The 20,318-nt window shown below is 60.2% G+C and carries 25 protein-coding genes and 1 tRNA gene; 9 read left to right on the forward strand and 17 right to left on the reverse strand.

What is annotated here, in order from left to right; genetic code table 11:
- Positions 1–192: 192 nt before the first annotated feature.
- Together KEC16_RS04065 and KEC16_RS04070 are read left to right on the forward strand one after the other, a co-directional pair.
- Positions 193–891, forward strand: a complete 699-nt coding sequence (locus tag KEC16_RS04065) for an MAP7 domain-containing protein (protein ID WP_211546398.1) — start codon at positions 193–195, stop codon at positions 889–891.
- A gap of 6 nt (positions 892–897) precedes the next feature.
- Complete coding sequence (locus tag KEC16_RS04070; protein ID WP_211546399.1) at positions 898–1,521, forward strand: hypothetical protein; 624 nt, start codon at positions 898–900, stop codon at positions 1,519–1,521.
- Between the two features lie 27 nt (positions 1,522–1,548).
- Here the strand turns inward: KEC16_RS04070 and KEC16_RS04075 are convergent, their stop codons facing one another.
- The gene (locus tag KEC16_RS04075) at positions 1,549–2,217 is read right to left on the reverse strand and encodes a hypothetical protein (RefSeq protein WP_211546400.1); all 669 of its coding nucleotides are present in this window, start codon (positions 2,215–2,217) and stop codon (positions 1,549–1,551) included.
- A 384-nt stretch (positions 2,218–2,601) separates the two neighbouring features.
- Here KEC16_RS04075 and KEC16_RS04080 point away from each other — a divergent pair, with 384 nt between their 5' ends.
- Complete coding sequence (locus KEC16_RS04080) at positions 2,602–4,323, forward strand: type IV secretory system conjugative DNA transfer family protein (protein WP_211546401.1); 1,722 nt, start codon at positions 2,602–2,604, stop codon at positions 4,321–4,323.
- Between the two features lie 9 nt (positions 4,324–4,332).
- A complete protein-coding gene (locus KEC16_RS04085; RefSeq protein ID WP_211546402.1) occupies positions 4,333–5,259 on the forward strand; it encodes a hypothetical protein in 927 nt (308 codons plus the stop codon).
- 69 nt (positions 5,260–5,328) lie between these two features.
- Here the strand turns inward: KEC16_RS04085 and KEC16_RS04090 are convergent, their stop codons facing one another.
- Both KEC16_RS04090 and KEC16_RS04095 read right to left on the reverse strand, forming a co-directional pair.
- A complete protein-coding gene (locus KEC16_RS04090; protein WP_211546403.1) occupies positions 5,329–5,799 on the reverse strand; it encodes a hypothetical protein in 471 nt (156 codons plus the stop codon).
- A 347-nt stretch (positions 5,800–6,146) separates the two neighbouring features.
- Entirely contained in the window at positions 6,147–6,473 is a 327-nt protein-coding gene (locus KEC16_RS04095; RefSeq protein WP_211546404.1) for a hypothetical protein, read from the reverse strand.
- A 480-nt stretch (positions 6,474–6,953) separates the two neighbouring features.
- Between KEC16_RS04095 and KEC16_RS20095 the strand changes: the two genes are divergently transcribed.
- From KEC16_RS20095 to KEC16_RS04110, 3 genes are all read left to right on the forward strand, one after another.
- A complete protein-coding gene (locus KEC16_RS20095; RefSeq protein WP_211546405.1) occupies positions 6,954–7,538 on the forward strand; it encodes a replication initiation protein in 585 nt (194 codons plus the stop codon).
- A 9-nt stretch (positions 7,539–7,547) separates the two neighbouring features.
- Positions 7,548–8,192 carry a hypothetical protein gene (locus KEC16_RS20100; RefSeq protein ID WP_346344030.1) on the forward strand — a complete coding sequence of 215 codons (645 nt, stop codon included), beginning with the start codon at positions 7,548–7,550 and terminating at the stop codon, positions 8,190–8,192.
- 230 nt (positions 8,193–8,422) lie between these two features.
- Positions 8,423–9,415, forward strand: coding sequence for a hypothetical protein (locus tag KEC16_RS04110; RefSeq protein WP_211546407.1), 993 nt, complete (start codon positions 8,423–8,425; stop codon positions 9,413–9,415).
- Positions 9,416–9,494: 79 nt separating this feature from the next.
- Here the strand turns inward: KEC16_RS04110 and KEC16_RS04115 are convergent, their stop codons facing one another.
- The 14 genes from KEC16_RS04115 to KEC16_RS04180 all read right to left on the reverse strand — a co-directional run bounded on the left by KEC16_RS04115 (position 9,495) and on the right by KEC16_RS04180 (position 17,978).
- Entirely contained in the window at positions 9,495–9,719 is a 225-nt protein-coding gene (locus KEC16_RS04115; protein ID WP_211546408.1) for a helix-turn-helix transcriptional regulator, read from the reverse strand.
- Between the two features lie 276 nt (positions 9,720–9,995).
- Positions 9,996–10,071 (reverse strand) — tRNA-Phe (locus KEC16_RS04120).
- Between the two features lie 97 nt (positions 10,072–10,168).
- Positions 10,169–10,510: an AzlD domain-containing protein gene (locus KEC16_RS04125; RefSeq protein WP_211546409.1), complete on the reverse strand. Its 342-nt coding sequence runs from the start codon at positions 10,508–10,510 to the stop codon at positions 10,169–10,171.
- The gene (locus KEC16_RS04130) at positions 10,500–11,219 is read right to left on the reverse strand and encodes an AzlC family ABC transporter permease (RefSeq protein ID WP_211546410.1); all 720 of its coding nucleotides are present in this window, start codon (positions 11,217–11,219) and stop codon (positions 10,500–10,502) included. Before KEC16_RS04130 ends, KEC16_RS04125 begins: the two co-directional genes overlap by 11 nt.
- Entirely contained in the window at positions 11,191–11,373 is a 183-nt protein-coding gene (locus KEC16_RS04135) for a DNA gyrase inhibitor YacG (protein WP_211546411.1), read from the reverse strand. Before KEC16_RS04135 ends, KEC16_RS04130 begins: the two co-directional genes overlap by 29 nt.
- Complete coding sequence (locus KEC16_RS04140) at positions 11,373–12,683, reverse strand: ribonuclease E/G (protein WP_211546412.1); 1,311 nt, start codon at positions 12,681–12,683, stop codon at positions 11,373–11,375. The genes KEC16_RS04135 and KEC16_RS04140 overlap by 1 nt, the downstream gene beginning before the upstream one ends.
- A complete protein-coding gene (locus tag KEC16_RS04145; protein ID WP_428846047.1) occupies positions 12,673–13,266 on the reverse strand; it encodes a Maf family protein in 594 nt (197 codons plus the stop codon). The genes KEC16_RS04140 and KEC16_RS04145 overlap by 11 nt, the downstream gene beginning before the upstream one ends.
- 11 nt (positions 13,267–13,277) lie before the next feature.
- Positions 13,278–13,496 (reverse strand): translation initiation factor IF-1, encoded by a 219-nt coding sequence (gene infA / locus KEC16_RS04150; RefSeq protein WP_211546413.1) that lies wholly within the window; start codon positions 13,494–13,496, stop codon positions 13,278–13,280.
- A 96-nt stretch (positions 13,497–13,592) separates the two neighbouring features.
- Entirely contained in the window at positions 13,593–14,036 is a 444-nt protein-coding gene (locus tag KEC16_RS04155; protein ID WP_211546414.1) for an arsenate reductase ArsC, read from the reverse strand.
- Positions 14,037–14,040: 4 nt separating this feature from the next.
- Positions 14,041–14,514: a UPF0262 family protein gene (locus KEC16_RS04160; protein ID WP_211546415.1), complete on the reverse strand. Its 474-nt coding sequence runs from the start codon at positions 14,512–14,514 to the stop codon at positions 14,041–14,043.
- Positions 14,514–15,815, reverse strand: coding sequence for a histidinol dehydrogenase (gene hisD / locus KEC16_RS04165; protein ID WP_211546416.1), 1,302 nt, complete (start codon positions 15,813–15,815; stop codon positions 14,514–14,516). The genes KEC16_RS04160 and hisD overlap by 1 nt, the downstream gene beginning before the upstream one ends.
- A complete protein-coding gene (gene hisG / locus KEC16_RS04170) occupies positions 15,802–16,470 on the reverse strand; it encodes an ATP phosphoribosyltransferase (protein ID WP_211546591.1) in 669 nt (222 codons plus the stop codon). Before hisG ends, hisD begins: the two co-directional genes overlap by 14 nt.
- Before the next feature lie 57 nt (positions 16,471–16,527).
- Positions 16,528–17,550 (reverse strand): SGNH/GDSL hydrolase family protein, encoded by a 1,023-nt coding sequence (locus KEC16_RS04175; RefSeq protein WP_211546417.1) that lies wholly within the window; start codon positions 17,548–17,550, stop codon positions 16,528–16,530.
- Between the two features lie 71 nt (positions 17,551–17,621).
- On the reverse strand, positions 17,622–17,978 hold the full coding sequence (locus tag KEC16_RS04180; protein ID WP_211546418.1) for a hypothetical protein: 357 nt from the start codon (positions 17,976–17,978) through the stop codon (positions 17,622–17,624).
- 166 nt (positions 17,979–18,144) lie between these two features.
- Between KEC16_RS04180 and KEC16_RS04185 the strand changes: the two genes are divergently transcribed.
- Together KEC16_RS04185 and KEC16_RS04190 are read left to right on the forward strand one after the other, a co-directional pair.
- Positions 18,145–18,876 (forward strand): response regulator, encoded by a 732-nt coding sequence (locus tag KEC16_RS04185; RefSeq protein ID WP_211546419.1) that lies wholly within the window; start codon positions 18,145–18,147, stop codon positions 18,874–18,876.
- A gap of 20 nt (positions 18,877–18,896) precedes the next feature.
- Positions 18,897–20,282, forward strand: a complete 1,386-nt coding sequence (locus KEC16_RS04190; protein WP_211546420.1) for an ATP-binding protein — start codon at positions 18,897–18,899, stop codon at positions 20,280–20,282.
- Positions 20,283–20,318 lie beyond the last annotated feature (36 nt).

Below are 20,318 nucleotides of genomic sequence, written 5' to 3' on the forward strand. Positions count from 1 at the left end.
AAGCGGAACGGGATGCGGTTTCATGGGGGAAGTGTAAAAAGACAAAGGTCGCTTTGGACTTTGTACAGTCTATCCATCGCGACCGATTCGGCAAATCCGATTGGGATTTTCACATCGCCCAGCTTTCCCGCTCCGGTGTCGCCTGCTACCATTTCGCCCGCAACGGTATCGATTCGAGGGATGGCGAGCGCGATGCACCCGGACACCCGACACAAGGCAATCATCGGTATCGCCCTGTTCATCGCGGTCGGGGCCTATTTCGTCAATGATGAGAACCTCCACAAGGGAATCATCGGCTTTTTCGTGGCCTTCTTCGGCCTCTATGCCGCCTATTACGCCTTGCACGCGCTGGGCTGGGTGTTGTTCAGCGGCGAGCGGGGCACCGGCTTGCGCCTTGTGCCGCGTACCGGCAGCGGCATCGCCTGGGGCTTCCGGGGGCTGTTTCGCTCCATTGGTACAGTTGGTGGGTGGGGCTGGCAGGGCGTGCAATACACGGCCCGCGCCATCGGCAACGCCCGTGCCCGCCGCCAGTGGGAGAAGGGACGCCCGGAACGGGAACGCCAAGCAGCGGAAGCCGCCCGGCTGGAGGTCGAGCGACAGGAAGCCGAACGCCAGCGGCTTGAGGAAGAGGCCCGGCAACGCAAACTTGCCGAAGAAGAAGCCCACAAGCTGCGCGTCGCCCGCGAGGCCGAGATCACCGCCGCCCGCACCAAGGCCGAAGAGCAAGTGCGCCTGGACATGCAGGCCGAGGCCAACCGCCTTGCCCGCGAGCATGAAGAACACATGCTTTCCATCGAACAGGAACGCTTGGCAATCGCCGAGAAGCGCGGCGAACGGCACGCGGCCTTGCTCACCACCCTGTCCACCTTGGTGGACAAGTCCAAGGAGTAGCGGCGCATGACCTTGGATAAATCCGACCGTCTGGACTTGCTGCGCACCGCCACCGATGCCCGCCACCGCGACGCCATGGAACGCTTGGACGCCCAAAACCAGTTCCGGGCACAGATGACGGAAGCCAACCAGCAAATTGCCCTGCGTACCGCCCGGATCGAGGGGGAATACGCATTGCGCCTGCGCGAGTTGGAGCACCAATACGCCCCGACCGACAAGGCCCTGGACTACAAATATTTCGCCCTCCGCCAAGAACTGATGCTTGAGGAGATCGAAGAGCGCGAGATCATCAGCGCCATTTACCGGGTGGTCGAGGCCATTGTCGCCCGCAATATCAAGCTGGCCGAGGAACGCGAACGGGCGCGGCTGGAAATCGAACTGGCCGAGGTCAAGGAACGCCACCGCGAGAACGAACGCCAGCACGAAGTCTTGCGCGACCGTCTGGCGATGGATCGTGACGCCCTGCAAAGCCGCCTGCGCAACGAGGAATTCAGCCACGCGCAAACCGTCAGCCGCATCGACATTCCGTTGAAGCTGCGCGACCTTGGCCTTTCCGGTGGCACGGATGCCCCCACCGACCGCGAAATCGCCGATTGGCTGGCCGCGCTGAAAAAGCGGGGCACGGTTTAGCACTCAGGATACCTGGAAATCGCTGCCTTATTGGTACTCATCCCAAAGCGTTTCCCATTCCGAAATCAGTTGCATGCACATCCCCAAAAGATGCGCTCTCTCATCCCCACGAAACTTTTGCTCTGATTTCCGGAATGCTTGCCCGCGCAACACATCAAGTATGCGCATATCGGCGTGCTCGCCTTGGAAAGCCTCATTGATTACCCACAGGCCGATTCTGGCGGCTTCGGCGTTAAGGTCGGGGGATTCGCTGAAATATGGATAAACATGCATATGCCCGCTTTCTTCAAACGCGAGCGTCATGATGTTGTCAATTTTGATGGTTACGCCAATTTCCGCCAGTAGTAGTTTTGACTTCATCTTAGTGGGGACGTAGACGATGGGCAGATTTCGCCAACGCTTTTCTTGCTGCCACCACCCCAGAAAACCCTCGGTCAATTCCGGATAAAGACGCTGCCGTCTTCTATTGGATTCAACCCTGGCAAGGGTTCTTTGCCGTAAATCGGCTTTTCCATAAACATGCTGCTTTGCATCGCTCCAAAAGGGGATGTGGAAATCACCTCCACCCTCGGCGTCTGGGTCGGCTTCCTTGGCGATCTGATTTCTGATCTCCGTCCGGATCGCACCCTGCCTCTTATTCGGCGGGAGATAGAGGAGTTTCAGCAGCTTCCGAAGCGCAATAGTGTCTATGGGCACCACAAACCTCCATGCGACACGCCCAACATCTCAGGCGCGTTTTTTATGCCGATATACTATCTTTTGGGTGTGACGATGGCAAGATTTGCGCGTGCTCGCGCACAGGCAGACGATATATTGTGGTGTCGGTTGTTCGTCCGCCGTCCAGCGGGCGGCGGCCCGACGAAGGCGCAGGCTTTCGGGCGGTTCCGGTTCGGCTGGGCGGAGTGAGCGAGGGGACGAGCGAACGACACACAGCCGAGAGGAAACGACGAAAACGGAGAATGAGGAGGGAACCGAATTCCCATATTATAGCCAAGTACTTTGATTTACTGGAGATTTTTGACTTTTCGCCATTGGTGCATAAAATGGCTGAAATGCTGGGTCAAAGGATGGAGGCAAACCTTGGTCGAAACCGTGTCCGACGCCCTGCAAGCCGCCCTTGCCCTCCATCTGGGCGAAGGGGCGGAAGACGCCCTTATGCTGGGGGAATTCCGCCTTGCCGGATCGCCCGCCTTCGGTCGCGACGTGGCCGACACCTTCGCCTTGGCGAACCGATTGCCGGGGAGGGAGGAGTTCCGCCGCCTGTTCGCCCAACGCGACCTGCCCAAGCCCGCCAAGCCGTCGCCCGAATACATCGAATCCGAGGCCCGCGCCATCGAGCGCGACCCGGCCAAGCTGCCCTATGCCATGGCGTTGATCGCCGACCGCCTGGGGCAGATTTACACCGCTAAACTTGCCGAGTATGAAAAGAAACGCCAAAGGCGCGACGCCCTCGAACAGAATCACGAAGACACTGACCTGGGCTATATACGTTTTCTGTGTGCGGAGGCTCCGCAGGCTCACGGCTTTTTTTTCGATCGCCTGTGGACGTTGCCCATAGCGGAAGACGACCGCAGGCGGCACACCTACATCACCGGCGGGGCCGGATCGGGCAAATCCGAAGCCATCAAGGCCATCATCTTTCACTATCTGACCCGCAACAAAGCCCCGGCCTTGGTGCTGATCGACCCGCACGGCGATCTGGCCGAACAGGTGGCCCATTGGCCGGAACTGGCGGACGGCCAGCGCCTTGTCTACATCGATCCGGCGCTGATCCCCGGAACGTCCCCGGTGTTCAACCCGCTGGACATCCCCGACGACGAACGCAATCCCGACGACATCGCCATCATGGTCAAGCAGTTGATCGAGGTGTTCCCGGAACTGATCGAGGGGCTGGAATTCACCCCGCAAATGCGCACGCTGATCGGCGCGTGCCTGACCGTGCTGTTGCACAAGCCCGGCTCCACCCTGGCCGATTTGATGGATTTCATGGACGACGACCGCAACAAGCCGTGGCTGGATTTCGCCGACACGGTTCTGGCCGGTTCCCTGTTCCGCGACTTCTTCCGCCGCGAATTCAACGACAAGACCATGGACACCAGCAAGCGCGGCGTGCGCATGCGCCTGTACGAAGCCTTGCAGGGCAACCCGGCCTTTTACCGCATGATCGCCGGGCAAAGCACCTTCAACCTGGAAGAGCTGTTGCGCCGCCGCGCCGTGGTGATCTTCCGCCTGGGCCGGGGCGACATCGGTGAAACCACCAGCAACCTGATCGGCAAGTTCATCATGGCCCGGCTCAAGGCGTTCGCCTTCAAGCAGGGCCGCACGCCCGAGGCCCAGCGCATCCCCGTGCATGTGTTCGTGGACGAGTGCCAGAACTACCTTTCCGAAAGCGTCGAAACCATCCTGAAGGAAGCGCGGAAATACGGGGTGCATTTGACCCTGGCGCAGCAGATTTTGGGCGACGGCATGAGCCAGGATTTGCTCAAGGCCATCTTGGGCAACACCGCCGTCAAGATCACCGGCAAGAACGCGCTTCATACCCTCAAGAAGATCGCCGAGGAAACCGGGGCCGATCTGGGCGAGTTGCAAAATCTGTCCATCGGGTATTTCCACATCAAGGCGGGAAGCCGCAAGGGCGTGGTGGTGCGCATGCCGTCGCATCGGGTCAAGGATAAAGGCGCGATCCGGCCCGAGGCGTGGCAGGCGCTGTGCGACAGCCAGGTCGCCCGCTATTACCGCGCCGTCACCATGCCGCGTGCGGCGTCTTCGCCGTCCGCCTATCGCCCCCTCGCTATCGATTAACCCCGCCCCATGAGCCAAACGCCCAAGACCAACGCCGAGAAGCACCGCCAGCGCCGCAGTCTGGAACGCCCGCTTGACGTGCTGACCGAGCCGCAACAGCGGGCACTTTTGGCCTTGGCCCGCTATCGCTATTTGACCATCGCCCAGATGATCGCCGCCGGGGTGGCCCGGAACGACAGCCACATCCGTTCCGACGTGCTGCCCCGCCTGTGCCGCCGGGCCAACGACAACCTTGTCGAGGCCCACGACTTCCCGCATTTCCACGCCAAGGGCCGCTTGCCGCGCATCTACACCCTGACCAAGCGCGGCGCGGAATTGGTGGCCGACATGCTGCGCCGTCCGTTATCAGAGATCGTCTATCCGGTCGGCGGCGTGCAATACGCCAACGACTTCACCCACCGCGCCGCCTATGTGGATTGCTGCATCGCCTTTGACGCCTGGATCGCGGCGGACGAGGCCCGCGACTGCTTGGAAATGCGCCACTATTTCGACAAGACCGGGGCCAACCGGGGCGCGGGGCTGACCCGCTTACGGGCAGCAACCCGCCTTGACTTGCCGTCCGGGCGCTTCATCATCCCCGATGGCTTGGCCCATTTCGACACCGGCACCAAGCGCCGCGCCGTGGCGCTGGAAATCCACAACTTCCCCGACGTGGGCCGCATCGTCAAACAGCTTGCCGAATACCTGGACGACGCGGTGATCGACGCCCCCGCCCATTTGTTCGGCAACGACACCGCCGGGCGCGGGCTCTCCATCTCCACCGATGCCGCCGTCACTGTCCGGGTGATGGATCGCATGCTTGCCCTGCCGGGCTTCCGCCACAGCCGCGCCTTTCAACTGATCGCCTTCAACACCCTGGACAGCGTCAAGGCCGATTTCGGCACCGGTTGGGTACTGGCGGATCGCTCGTCATTCAACATCTTCGAGAAAACATAGATTATATATAGAAGCGCACCATATGCAACTATTATTAATAGTAATATATAATACGCAAACAAATATTATCTATATTTCTACAATACCGAGTTCTGAAAGAAGCTTTTCGATCTCAATTTCTATCAAATCTTCTTTTAAAGGCCATGTATTTTTAATAACACTTAATCTTTGATTTATTTGATCAACCATGCGATTTGGTATTTCCCGCCCTTCAGCCCGTATTACAACAACCTCACTAACAAATGCGCCAAGCATATCAATATCTGAATTAAGAAGGCGCCCGAGATTACTAATAGATAATTTTGCATGAGAGCAAGCACTAACTATTGATTCAGCTCTTTCGACCGGATGCAGGCTCTCCTTGTGAAGGATTTCACTTATTCTCTTAGAAATCTTCTCAATTGCTGTCTTCCGTGCTTTTTTATATCTTTTATTTTGGATGAATAGGCCATATCCAAATGATGTTCCGGCAACAATTATGGCAACAATTATTCCAGCATATACATTGATGCTAAACGATGACATGAGAAAAGTGTCCATTATCGCAGCGCCTTTCTGAGGGAATGCACCTATAGATTGCCACGGCACAATAACACAATCAATGGCATTTAATTTTTGCGTTATGTGTTTCTTTAGGAGCGGGATGGGTGATCTCGAGCAACCTTTCAGCACAGGGGAGCGTGCGACAACGAAGATTCCCAAAAGTTGTTATCACGAGCTTCCGGGAACTCTTACCATATGAAACCTCCACAGTGCCAATATCGGGCAACGGCACCGCCTGTCACACTTGATTTTTCTGATAAATCAATAAACTGGCGTGGTTGGCACTGTGCCAATCCCTGCCTTTATCCCGTCACCGGCACACCATGACACAGCCCTTTGTCACACTATCCGAAGCCGTCCAGGTTTTCGGCATCAGTAAGCGCACCATTGAGCGCAAGATTGCCTCCGGCGAGATCGGGCGCGACCAAATCCGCCACCAGGGCGGCAAGCGCCTTTTGATGATGGCCGAATTGATCCGGGTGTTCTGATCGCCCCAATCCGCGCCCACACCCGCGACCGAGACACCGCCACCATCCGCCAGCGATCCCTTGCGCGATGATCTGATCGCGGAATTGCGCGAGCGTGCCCAGCGGGCGGAAGCCCGCGAACAGGCCGAGCGCGACCGCGCCGAACGATACGAACGCGAGCTTGCCGAGCTGCGCCAACGTCACGACGATTTGACCACGCGGCTTTTGCCGCCACCGAATGGCAAGCCGGGATTATTCCGGCGGCTGTTCGGATGATAGAGGGGCGAAATTCGCCCCTTTTCCGGCCCATACAGCGGCGTTTGACCGTCGAGCCTGGGTGGACATCGTGAAAACGGCAAACACCCGTAAAATCGGCCAATTTTCAAATTCCCCGAAGGGGCCGAGAAGCAAAAATTCAAAAACAACAACACTCAATGCGCCTCGCGCGCGTTGTTGTAAATATTATACAATCTTTATAATGTTTTACGCCCTGGGATTTCCGCTATTCCAAGCCAATTCCGTTGCCGAAATGGGACATATTCCCCGCTAAGTGGGACGTTTTCCCCGTGGAAGTGGGACACATTCCCCGCCAAGTAGGACATTTTCCCCGCGAAATAGGACAAATCCGCCGTCACCACGAAAAACGCCAGCCAAAGCGGAAAGGCCCGATAATGGGACATCGGTTTGACTCGTGTCCTATTATCCATAGAATGGCTGCATTATTTTTACTTCCCGCGCATGTCCAACATCATCATCACCAAGCCGAAGGAAAAGGCGTTGGTGACGCGCCACAATCATTTGATCGAGGCCCGCTATCGCCTCACCCTGCAAGAGCAACGCATCCTGCTTTGGCTGTTTTCCGAGATCGGCCCGGAAGACAAGGATTTCAAACGCTATCGCGTCCGCATCGCCGATCTGGCCGAACTGGCGGGCATCTCGGCTGCTGGCGGGCGTCTGTACCGCGAGATCGTCGAAGTCACCGGGCGCCTGCGCAAGCGCGAAATCGACCTGGAGGACATCGGGCGCAACGTCATCGTCCAGGCCACCTGGATAGCCTCGGCTGAGTACTATTTGAACGAGGGAATGGTGGAAATCTGCCTTGCTCCCGCGCTCATGCCGTACCTGCTCGACCTCAAGCGCAATTTCACCACCGTGGCGCTGAAATACGCCATCGGCATGAAAAGCGCCCATGCCATCCGCATCTATGAACTGTTGAAGCAGTACCAGGGCATCGGCCACCGCCTTGTCACCATCGCCGATCTGCGGTGATTTTGCGGCATCGGGGCGGGGGATTACCGCTTCTATAAGGATTTTCGCGTGCGCGTGGTGGACATGGCGCGGCGCGAGATCAACGCCAAGACCGACATCGCTTTCGAGTACGAGGAGATCAAGGAAGGCCGCAAGGTGGCGGCGCTGCGCTTCACCATCACCCGCAACGCCCGTGCCGACAAACCCGACCCGCTGCGCGACGATCCCCGCCTTGCCCGCCTTGTTAACCGCTTGACCACCCACGGCATGACCGAGGACGCCGCCCGCGCCATCGTCCAGACGCACGAGCCGGAATTGGTGGAATGGGCGACAACGACCTTGGCCCGCAAGCTCAAGGCCAAGGAGGTGGTGGAAAACCCCGCCGGATGGCTTCGCAAGGCCATTGAGGAGGATTGGCGACCGCAACCCACCCTATTCGCCCAGAAGCAAACCCAAGCCCGCGAAACCGAGCGGCAGGCCGAACGAGAACAGGAAGATCAGCAGGTAAAGACAGCGAAGGGACGCAAGGCAGACGCTGCCCGTGAAAAGGCTGCCATAATGGATTATGTTAACAGTCTACCAAGGGGGGAACGAGAGGCGCTGGAACTGGGATTTCGAGAATACCTTTTCACGTCGAAGATAGCCCCCTTTATCGCAAGAAGGTTCTGTGGTTGAAGTTCATGGTGGATCGACCCAATTATTAAAGTTGAGGCCATTAGTTATCTAAAATCTACATGCCATGATTTTTTAAATTATAAAGAATAACTTGCTGGTTACGGGCGCATCAATATTTTCTTAGTGACTGAACTCATCGGCCGTTTTTCAATTATTGATTGATTTCATGTTTTGAAAATTCATCAACTGCATGCTTGCTGATGCAAGCTGGTTCGTAGGGGAGGTGGGTGATGGGGAAGAGGCAGTTTTTTACCGAGACTTGTCTGGGGTTTTGCTCACGAGGCTTGCTGGCGGTTAACCCGGCTCATATTGAGAGAATCGAAGATCAGCCGGAGGAGGCGCGCCAACTCGCACGCGATTGCCATATTTATCTCATCTGCCGGAGGCCCTCTTTAACCCTGAAGCCCGGTTCCATTTCCCTGGGTGACGGGGTTTGTCGTGGTGTAATAATTATTAATGAACTTGGGCGGATGCGAGAGGTAAGTTTCAAGTTGAATGGTATTCCTGATAACTTTCATTGCATGAAGGAGTCTGCATATCCGTATAAGAAAATAGAGGCATTTGATGTTGGCGGTGACTTACTTTGGTCTGCGCTAATTAATATGGCCCTGCCTATGATGGTGTTGGCGGATAACTCCATTAGAAACCTTGAGGTTTGTTACGTTGGGCAGGCGTATGGTGATGGTACAAGGTCGGCGGCGGACAGGCTGAAAAGCCATTCGACGTTGCAAAAGGTGCTTGCAGACTCAGCAATGGAGCGACCAGACCTTGAAGTGGTTTTGCTTATGTTCCAATACGAGCAGCAGGTATTTTTCAGCTTCGATGGAAGGAGCTCTGATGCGCCTCCGCCAGAGGCGGATGGGAATAGGATTGGCGACACATTAGATGGGGTACCATTGGATGAGAAAAAGACAATAGCAATTGTCGAAGCTGGGCTAATTCGGTACTTTAGGCCTGAATATAACATAAAATTGAGAGACTGGTATCCTAAAGAGGGTCAGAAGCTACTTGATGAATGCTATGAGTTGGATTTTTCTGGACTTATCGTTGAGATTAATACAGAAAACGCGGCTTCACCTATTTACTCAAGCTCTCGGGCGCCGGGAATTCATCATATTGCGAATTTTGACTTGCACGACCCAGAGGTTCGCCGGAGCTTCTTTGCAATGATGGAGGGTATGCCAACCGACATGGCTACCAAAACAAGCGGGCCAATTTATTAGAGCGAAAATCGGCTATCCGAGCTGGCGCAAACACATAGAATGGGCTGGTCGGTTGTGCACACCGGCCAGCCCCGCCCCGTCAAAAGGAAGGATCGTGAGAGGGTGTATCGCGTTCGGCGATACGCTCGCTCACCCACGCATCCACCTCAGCCAACACCCATGCGACCCGACCCGGCCCGAGATTTACCCGCTTGGGAAATTTCCCCGCCGCTTCCAATCGCCCGATGTGCTGGGGCGTGTACGGGATGCCGCAAACGCTCTTCAGCTCCTTTTTCGACACGAGCCGCTTTTCGTACTGAAACATCGGATTTCTCCCTTTCGGGAGGCATCGCGATGCCTCGGTTTGAAATAGCCGCACCGGTAGGCCTGTGAAGGCTACCGCCACACGTTGCGGCTGTCCATGGGCATGCTTTCGCCACACTTCGGCTTTTCGCCCATGCGCCAGCCCGGAACCGAAAAAATATTTTTCGTTTCAGCGGCCAAAAGCCGGCTGTTACCTGGGATGTTACCTAGAAGGGGGATGCGGGATACCGCTTCAAATGGAAAGGCCCTGAAACCGGTTTGGTTTCAGGGCCTTATATGGTGCCCAGGGGCGGAATCGAACCACCGACACTGCGATTTTCAGTCGCATGCTCTACCAACTGAGCTACCTGGGCACTGTCCGGCGGGGTTGGTAATCACCGCCGTCTCGTGAAGAGGAGGCGCTTATATCGGGTTTCACCGCGCCTGTCAAAGGGGGCAATGCGTTTTTTTTTACACGGTGATGACGATGTGGATCAGGCCATAGGCGATGGCCCCGGCCAGGGTGGACCAAGCCGGATTGGTGGTCAGGCGGTAAAGTGCCAGAACAGCGATTACTCCGGCCAGGACGGCAGGGGCGGCGGCATAAAAAGTTGCAATCGGCAGCAGGTCGGCCAGCGCCAGCGCCAGCAAGGCGGCGATGGCCGATGGCCCCAGGGCCAGCAGGAAACGATGACACCAGGGCGGCAGGGCGCGGCCGTTCAGGCGTTCGGCGGCGTGCATGGGCAAAAAGCGGATCAGATAGGTGGCCAGGCCGCCCAACAGAACCACCGGCAGCAACAGGTCATTCGCCATCACGGTCTCCGCTGCGCCACGCCGCCAGGGCCGCGCCGACCATCATCGCCACCAGCAAGGCGACATGGCCGGGAATGAAACGGGATAATCCCAGGGCGGTGACCGCGCTCAGCCCCAGCGGCACGACGTTGACGCGCCGAAGCAGCGGCAGCAGCAGGGCAAGAAACAACGCCGGCAAGACAAAGGTCAAGCCGGCCTCGATTCCCGGCCAGCGACCGTTTCCGGCCTGGGCCAGCAAGGCCCCGCTGATGGTGCCGGCCAGCCAGGCGCCATAGGCGCCCGCCTGCACCCCCAGCAGCCACATCTCGGTGTGGCGAGGGGTGAGACTGGCCGAGGCCAGGGCAAACACTTCATCAGTCATGCCGAAGGCCAAAAGCGGGCGCGGCACTCGCCCCCCATCCTTTGGCAGTCGTGACAGTAACGCCGGACCATAGAACAAATGACGCAGATTCATCGCCGCCACCGCCCCGATCACCGAAACCGGCGATGCGCCGACGGCCAGCAGCGACACCAAGGCAAACTGACTGGCCCCGGCATAGACGACGGCGGAGACCAGCAAGGCTTGCAGGGGCGACAGCCCCTGCCCCACCGCCAGCAGGCCAAAGGAGACGGCAATGGGAAAATAGCCCAAAATCAGCGAGGCGCTGTCGACCAAGCCGCGGCCGAAGCCGAAGCCGGGATCAGGATTGCTCGGCGCCGTCCGGGTCATCGGCGATTTCGTTGGTTTGCACCCGGTAAACCCCACCCAGCCAACGATTGAGATCGACATCGGCGCAACGGGTCGAACAAAACGGGGTGTAATCGGGATGCGGCGGCTTGCCGCAGACCGGACAAGGCTTGTTGGAATTGGCCGGCTTTTGCATCACCCCTCCGACACAACGACATCATCGCGGCCCAGGCCCGCGGTGGTGCGAATGACCGGCTTGCGGCCCAGACGCGATTCGATCTCGGCCAGGGCGGCGGGACGGGCATACAGGGCCGCCGCCACGTCGGCGGCAACGTCCAGGATCAAGGCTCGACCGGGACGATGCAGCGCCTCGCTCAGCACCAAACGCAGGGCGCGCAAGGCGGTGGCCTCGGCCGAGGGGACAATGGTGTTTTCCACCATCAGATCAGCCAAGCTGGGACCACGGCGCTCCCGCGTCATTTCCACCAGCCCCAAGGCGGTGGTGCCGATGACGTGGGTGGCGGTGGGATCGCTGGAGATGGATTGCTTCAAGGCGGCAATCAGCTTGATCAGCCCGCCTTTGCCGCCGGCGGAAACGAAATCGACGATAATCTGGCCGGCGATATTGCGCAGGCGCAATTGGCGGGCGATCACCGATACCGCCTGCTGGTTGGCCTCGATCGGGGCGGCGGGGCCGGAATCGACATCGATGGCGGTCAGCGCCGCCGTCCCCTGGAAAGTGACGCGGCCGCCGCACGGCAAGGCCACCACCGGGGCAAGACAGGCGGCAAAGGCGTCTTCGATGTCGTACAGCGAAAACACCGACCCATCGCGGTGCCGTTCGACCAGGGCGCCCAATCGCGCCTGAGCCTGGGCAAAGGCAAGATCGTCATCGACCAGAACCCGCGAAACGCCGGGATGGTCGGACAGCATGCGGTCCAGCGGATCGGGCCGCCACAGCACCGCCGGAGCGCGGGCGCTGCCTTGGCTTTGGCAGACCTGATCCCACTGACCGCGCAGGGCCAGCAAATCCGCCTCCAACGCCGGTTCATCGGCATTGACGGCATGCAGGCGCGCGACAATCCCCTCGTCGTCGCCCATCATGCAGGCCAGACGTTCCTGCAACAGACCGCGCCGATCATCGGACAGCTTGCGCGGCACCGACAGGCCGGGACGCATGGGGGTGAAACTCATGAAGCGGCCCGACAGCACCACCTCGGTGGTCAGCGTCGCGCCTTTCAGTCCCTGGGCGTCGGCCTTGACCTGGACCAGCACCGCTTGCCCCTGGGTCAGTCCCTTGACGCCTTGCAGAAAGCCGGGCTTGTCTTGACCGATATCGACAAAGACGGCGCCCATCTTCGGCGCCAGTTCGACCACCCGGCCCAACAGCACGGCACCGGCCAGCAATTCCGGCCGCACCACCGCCAGATCGACCAGACGGCCATCGCGGACCAAAGCCAGACGGCTTTCACCCGGTCCCCAGGAATAGAGGATTTCAGAAGCCATGGAGTCCGGCGCCCTTCAGCAATTGGGCGGTTTCATGCAAAGCCAAGCCCACGACGTTGGAATAAGAACCACCTAAATGGCGCACATAGGCCGCCGCCAAGCCTTGGATGGCATAGCCGCCAGCCTTGCCCCGCCATTCGCCCGCGGCGAGATAAGCGGCTTCTTCGCCCTTATCCAGACATTTAAAGGTGACGACGGTGGTGACCAGACGGGAATGGGCGGTGCCATCGGGGGCCAGCAGCACCAGACCACCATACACGCGGTGGCGACGCCCCGACAGCAAGGACAGGCATTTGCGCGCCGTCCGTTCGTCTTCGGCCTTGGGCAGGATGCGGCGACCGCAAGCGACCACGGTGTCGGCGGCAAGAATGAAGCAACCGGGATGACGCGAAGCAACGGTCCGGGCCTTGGCCTCGGCCAGACGCGCCGCATGAGGGGCTGGTAATTCGCCCTTCAGCGGGGTCTCGTCCATGTCGGCGGGATCGACTTGGGCCGGAATGACGCCGATCTGCCGCAGCAGATCAAGCCGTCGCGGCGAGGCGGACGCCAGAACAAGACCAGAAATCTCGGTCGCTCCGCCCACGCGCGTTAAACTTACTTGAAACGGAATGTGATGCGACCCTTGGTCAGGTCGTAGGGGGTCATTTCCACGTTGACGCGGTCACCGGCCAGCACGCGGATACGGTTTTTACGCATCTTGCCCGAGGTGTGGGCAAGAATTTCGTGTTCATTATCCAGCTTCACCCGAAACATTGCGTTAGGCAGCAATTCGGTTACGGTACCGGAAAATTCGATGACATCCTCTTTCGCCATAGGTCCTTCCAGGCGTTTGGGTCTCGGGCAGGGGGAATAAGTGAGCGTTTGCACAGTCAAGGTCAAGCTGTTTTAAGCGATACCCCCATATCCGTCCTATTCTCTGGCCATGACCGCCGAGGGAAAGCGCAGACGGATCCGCCGTTCCAGCTCGTCGCGGACCTGTCGATAGGCCTCGAGACGGGCGTCACGGCTGCCTTCCACCAAGGTCGGATCGAAAGTCGGCCAGAATTCCACCTCGCACGCATTGGTCCGGGTCAGATCCACCGCCTTGTGGTGGGCTTCGGGACTGAGCGAGACGATGACGTCGAAACAATCATCCTCCAACTCGTCGAAGGTGCGCGGTTTGTGCCGGGAAATATCAATGCCGATCTCATCCATCACCGCCACGGCGAACGGGTCAAGCTCGTCAACCTTGATCCCGACCGAGGCGACATAGGCGCGGGTGCCGTGCATGCGCCGGAACAGCCCTTCGGCCATGGGGGAGCGAATGGCGTTGAACGTGCAGCAGAACAAGACGGCTGACGGCAACTCCCCCACGATCCTACCCCCTGATGTGCAAGACACAAACCAAGGTGAACAGCCGGCGCGCCGTGTCGAAATCGATATCGACCTTTCCGGCCAGACGTTCGCGCAGCAATTCCGAGCCCTCGTTGTGCAAACCGCGCCGCCCCATGTCGATGGCCTCGATCTGCGACGGCGTCGATTTCTTGATGGCGGAGTAATAGCTCTCGCACAAAATGAAATAGTCTTTGACGATGGCCTGGAACGGCTTGAGCGGTAACGGCACCGCGGCCAGTTCATCGCCGGCCTCGGTCCGCACGTCGAAAATCAGCCGGTTATCCTCCAACCGCAAATGCAGATTATAGGGGCCGACGAATTCGCCGTGCAGGGCGAAATAATTTTCCTCCAGCAAGTCATAGATGGCGATGTTGCGCTCATGCTCGACCTCCGGCTTGCGCCGGACCATGGTCTTTTCATCCAACTGGACATGGCTGATGCGTTGGCGATGCGGCATCAACTGCGCGCCATGTTCAGGCGCAAGGCCACCGACAGGCCATGCGCGCCCAAACCCTCGGCCCCGGCCAGGGCCACCGCCGCCGGGCCGATGGCGCGCAAGGATTCGGCGTCACACCCCAGCAACGTCGTGCGCTTCATGAAGTCGTGCACGCCCAGGCCGGACGAGAACCGGGCCGAACGCGCCGTCGGCAGCACATGGTTGGGGCCGCCGATGTAATCCCCCACCGCTTCCGGGGTATAGCGGCCCAGGAAGATGGCGCCGGCATTGCGGACCTTGGCGGCCAAGGCATCGGGGTTTTCCACCGCCAGCTCCAGATGTTCGGGGGCGATGCGATCGACCAGAACCACCGCGTCAGCCAGATCGGGGACGACGATGATGGCGCCGTGGGCTTGCCAGCTTTCGCGGGCGATGGCGGCACGCGGCAGAACCTGCAGGTGGCTTTCCACCGCTTGGGCGACACGGGCGCCGAATTGGGCGTCATCGGTGATCAGGATGCTTTGCGCGGCGGTGTCGTGCTCGGCCTGACTGAGCAGATCGGCGGCGATCCAGGCCGGATCGTTGGCGCCATCGGCGACCACCAGGATTTCCGACGGCCCGGCGATCATGTCGATGCCGACGATGCCGAACACCTGTCGCTTAGCGGCGGCGACATAGGCGTTGCCGGGACCGACGATCTTATCCACCGGACGGATGGTTTCGGTGCCGTGAGCCAGCGCCGCCACCGCCTGCGCCCCGCCGACACGATAGATTTCGTCGATGCCGGCCAGCCGAGCGGCGGCCAGCACCAGCGGATTGATCTTGCCATCGGGGGTTGGCACCACCATGACCAGGCGCTCAACGCCGGCGACCTTGGCCGGAATGGCGTTCATCAGCACCGAGGACGGATAGGCGGCGGTGCCGCCGGGCACGTACAGCCCGGCCGCCTGCACCGCGGTCCAGCGTTGCCCCAGCCGCACCCCGGCGGCATCGGTATAGGAATAGCCCTGCGGCACCTGCCGACGATGGAACTCGGCGATGCGTTCGGCCGCCAGTTCCAACGACTGCATCAGCGCGGCCGGAACCTGGGTCAGCGCCTCATCCACCTCGGCGGCGGTGATCAACAGATCGGCGGCGGTCAGATGCGGCAGCCGATCGAACTTGGCGGTATATTCCACCAAAGCCTGATCGCCGCGATCGCGCACATCGGCGATGATAGCGGCAACGGTGGCGTTCACGTCCTCGTCGGTTTCGCGTTTCATGTGCAAAAGCGATTCGAAAGCGACGGCGAAATCGGCGCTGCGGGCGTCAAGCTGCAACATTGGTCGCCTCGCAAGCAGCCCGGAAGGCATCGATCCAGCCGGTCATTTCCACCGGCCGGGTTTTCAGCGCGGCGCGGTTGACGATCAGACGCGAGGTCACCTGGGCGATCACCTCAACCTCTTTCAAACCATTGGCTTTCAGCGTCGATCCGGTGGACACCAGATCGACGATGCGGGTGCACAGGCCCAAGCTTGGCGCCAGTTCCATCGCCCCATTCAATTTGACGCATTCCGCCTGCACCCCACGCTCGGCGAAAAAGCGCCGGGTGATCTCGGGGTATTTGGTGGCGATACGGACGTGACTCCACCGGCGCGGATCGTCGTGCTCGGCCAGATCAACCGGCTCGGCCACCGACAAGCGACAGCCGCCAATGCCCAAATCCAGGGGAGCGTACAATTCCGGATAGTCGAATTCCATCAGCACGTCGTTGCCGGCGATGCCCAGATGGGCGGCGCCAAAAGCGACGAAGGTGGCGACGTCGAACGAGCGCACCCGAATGATGTCGATATGCGGATGGTTGGTGGAAAAGCGCAAGGCCCGGCTTTTGGGATTGTCAAAATCCGCCTCGGGTTCAATCCCGGCGGCCCGCACCAGGGGCATGGCCTCGTCGAGGATGCGTCCCTTGGGCAGCGCGATCACCAGCTTATCGTCCATCACCACGTCACCAACTCCGACAAAAAAGGACACGAATTTTTACATGTTTCGGGCTGGTCACACCAGTCCCGCCAATTTGGCATAAAGCCAGCGGCCGATCTTTTCGGCGCCAGCCGGGCTATTATGCAGATAATCGTAGAAATCGCCGTCTTCAAATGCCAGATCGCGGGCCAGATCCAGGCACAGCAAACCGTTTTCACGGCAGACATCGCGGGTCGCGGCGTTATAAGGCATCAGCGCCTGGTATTGGTCGATGCCGTTGGGGCCGTCTTCGGTCACCATGCCGACGATCTTGCCGCCGGCTTTCTTGAAATCCCCGCGCGTTTGGGTGATGAACACCGGCACCGCCCCCATGGCGTGGATTTCGTCGGCCATCAGCTTCAGCCGCTGCTGGTATTGAGCAACGTTGGAATCGCCGGACGGCACGGCCTGCGCCCCGGTTTCCGTCCATTTGGCGGCAGCATAATCCACCGCTTGATGGCGCAGACGGGCCCGGCTCGCCACCACCATGCCGCTGATCTGGCGGCTCAGGCGGAAAATCGCGCTCTTTTGTTTGACGATGCGATTAAGCGAGTAATGGCGCAGTGTATCGACCCACGTCCCGCTCACCTGGGTGTCGTTAATCCCGACATAGGCCAGAACGAAGCGTGGCTTCAAGCCAGGGACATGGGGGAACCAGTCGCGCAAGGACTGCAAATGCCCGACCGTGCTTTGGCCATCAACCCCAGCATTGGCGACGACAACGTCGGCGCGGCCATTGTCGTGGAATTGCCGTTCAAGCACCTGTTGCCAAGTCTGTTCCTCGGGCAAATAAAGCTGGTTGGTGGTGCTGCCGCCCACGGTCAAGATGGTGATCCGGCTGGGATCGCCGTGATCACCGCGAAATCCCCAATGGTCGCGGCGATAGACGAATTCGTCGCCACCGGGATAAAGCGGCTTGGCCGAGACGATGGTGCTGGTGCCGCGCGGCAAGCCCAATTGGTCCAACGGGTCCGTGCTGAACCATGTCCCAAACAGAAATTCGGCTGCCGCCAGGAACACCAGCAGCAAGCCGAAATTGATGGAGACGATCTTCAACATTCGTTTGATCATGAAGCGCTTATAGCCCCGAACCCCCCTTCGGCGCAACGCACCGAAGGGGGGGGCCGGTTTTATTCCGCCGGCGGCTTGGCCGGACGAATCGGGCGGCCCGTCTTGGCGTCGAAAGCCAAGGTCCGCGCCACCTTGCCGTCACTGCCGACGATCTCGGCGGTGATCTTGCCGCCATCAACGGTCTTGATCGCGCCGACCGTGGCGTCGTCACCGCGCCAAGCGATCATGCCTTCGACGATATCCTTGACCTGGGTTTCGGTCAGCGGCTTGGCCCGCTCGCTGCAATGGCCGCCGGGACCGCCCATCATGTCCCACGGGCCATCGCCACGGGGGCCACGGGCCTGGGCTTGGGAAACGGCGCCCACCGCGGCCAAGGCGACGATGGCGGCAATGACGATACGGGATTTGGTCTTCATGGAAAACTCCATCGGTTGGTGAACTCGTGATGGAGCTAAAACACCAGATGGCTGTAACATGACGATGTCACCCCATCGGCCATTTGGCAACAAAGGGTATCGGGCTGTTACCTTGTGTTGCCAAACACCACCGGACGCGCCCCCGGTTCGGGGCTATATTCAAGCCATGAACACGACACCGCATATCCTGGTGGTCGATGATGACCACGAAATCCGCGACCTGCTGGCCCGCTTCCTGACCAAGCACGGCCTGCGGGTTTCCGCCGCCCGCGACGGCGCCGAGATGTCCAAGCTGTTGGACGCCCACGCCGTCGATCTGGTGGTTTTGGACCTGATGATGCCGGGCGAGGACGGCCTTAGCCTGACCCGCCGCCTGCGCGCCCAGGGTTGCGCCATTCCCATCATCATGCTGACGGCCATGGGCGAGGATACCGACCGCATTGTCGGGTTGGAAGTGGGCGCCGACGATTACCTGCCCAAGCCCTTCAACCCACGGGAATTGCTGGCCCGCATCAAGGCGGTGCTGCGCCGCGCCCCGACGGAAAGCGACGCTGTCGCCGCCCCCGCCATCGGCGGCGGCCACCGCCTGAGCTTCCACGATTGGGTGCTGGACATGGCCACCCGCGATCTGACCGACGCCAATGGCGTGGTCCTGACCTTGTCGGCGGGTGAATTCGATCTGCTGCGCGCCTTCGTCGAACATCCGCGCCGGGTGTTGTCACGCGACCAATTGCTGGATTTGGCCCGTGGCCGTCAGGCGATTCCTTTCGATCGTTCCATTGATATCCAGGTCAGCCGGCTGCGGCGCAAGCTCAACGACGACCCGAAAGAGCCGCAATTGATCAAGACCGTGCGCGGCGGCGGTTATTTGTTCACGGCGGAAGTGACACGATTGTGAAATTGGGACCGACATCGTTGATGGGCCGCACCGCCGTGGTTCTGGTGCTGGCGGTGCTGGTCGCGCTGGGGGCCGCCCTGGCCTTGTTCGTCGGCAATCGCGGCGAAGCGTTGTCGGCCTTGCGCAGCCGCTATGCCGCCGAACGTATCGCCACCTTGGTCAACCTGCTGGAAGAAACCGCGCCGGAAAGCCGCCGCCATGTCATGCGCCGGCTTGACACCCCAGGCCTGCGGGCCGGCTGGGGAATCTTGCCGCTGGTCTCCGATCCGACCCCTCCGCCCGGCTTGCCCCGCGCCATTGCCCTGAGATTGGGCCGCGAATTGGAAGACCGCGAAGTGCGCTGCACCCTCGGGCCATTGCCGCCTCCGCCGTTGATGGAGCGCCCCGGTCCCGGACCTGGACCTGGACCTGGACCCGGCCCTGTGCCTGGAATGGGGCCAGGATCTGGAATGGGACAGGCTTTTGGCCTTGGCCGTGGCGGGACAGACGTCGCCTTGCAGGTTTCAGTGCGGTTGAACGACGGCTCGTGGCTGAATGTTTTCGCCCCGATGGAACACAATGATTCCCTGTGGCAGGCCCGCTTCGTCCTGCCGCTGCTCGGCGCCTTGCTGGCGGTCACCCTGGCCGCCTTGTGGGCGGTGCGCCGCGCCACCCTGCCGCTGGCCGGCCTGGCCGCCGCCGCCGAGCGCCTGGGCATGGATGTCAATTCCCCCCCCCTGCCCGAGCGTGGCCCGCGTGAGGTTCGAGCCGCCGCCCAGGCCTTCAACGTCATGCAAGATCGTATCCGCCGCTTTGTCGATGACCGCACCCAGATGCTGGCAGCCATCAGCCATGATCTGCGCACGCCGATTACCCGGATGAAGCTGCGGGCCGAATTCGTCGAGGATGAAGAGCAACGACTGAAAATGCTGGCCGATCTCGATGAAATGGAACACATGATCGCCGCCACCTTGGCTTTTGCCCGCGATGACGCCACCCGCGAGGAACGCCGCCCCGTGGACGTGGCCATGCTGGTCCAAGGTCTGTCCGACGATCTGGGGGCCGCCTATCAAGGCCCGGAATCCCTGATTGCCGCCGCCCGGCCGCTGGCCTTGAAACGGGCGGTGGCCAATATTTTAGACAATGCCCGCAAATATGGCGGCGGCGCCCATGCCAGTCTGCGCCGGGATGACGGCCAATTGGCCATCATCATCGACGATACCGGCCCCGGCATCGCCGAAGCCGACCGCGAAAAGGTCTTCGCCCCCTTTGTCCGTCTGGAAACCAGCCGGAACCGCGATACCGGCGGCACCGGCCTGGGGCTGGCGGTCGCACGCGCCGCCATCCGTGCCCATGGCGGCGACATCACCTTGGAAAACCGTCCACAAGGCGGTTTACGGGTCATTTTGTCCTTTCCGGTCGGCTGACCCCATGCCACCCTTTGCCCGCTGCTTCAAAGGAAG

The organism is Magnetospirillum sulfuroxidans (assembly GCF_018224925.1).
Lineage (GTDB): Bacteria > Pseudomonadota > Alphaproteobacteria > Rhodospirillales > Magnetospirillaceae > Magnetospirillum > Magnetospirillum sulfuroxidans.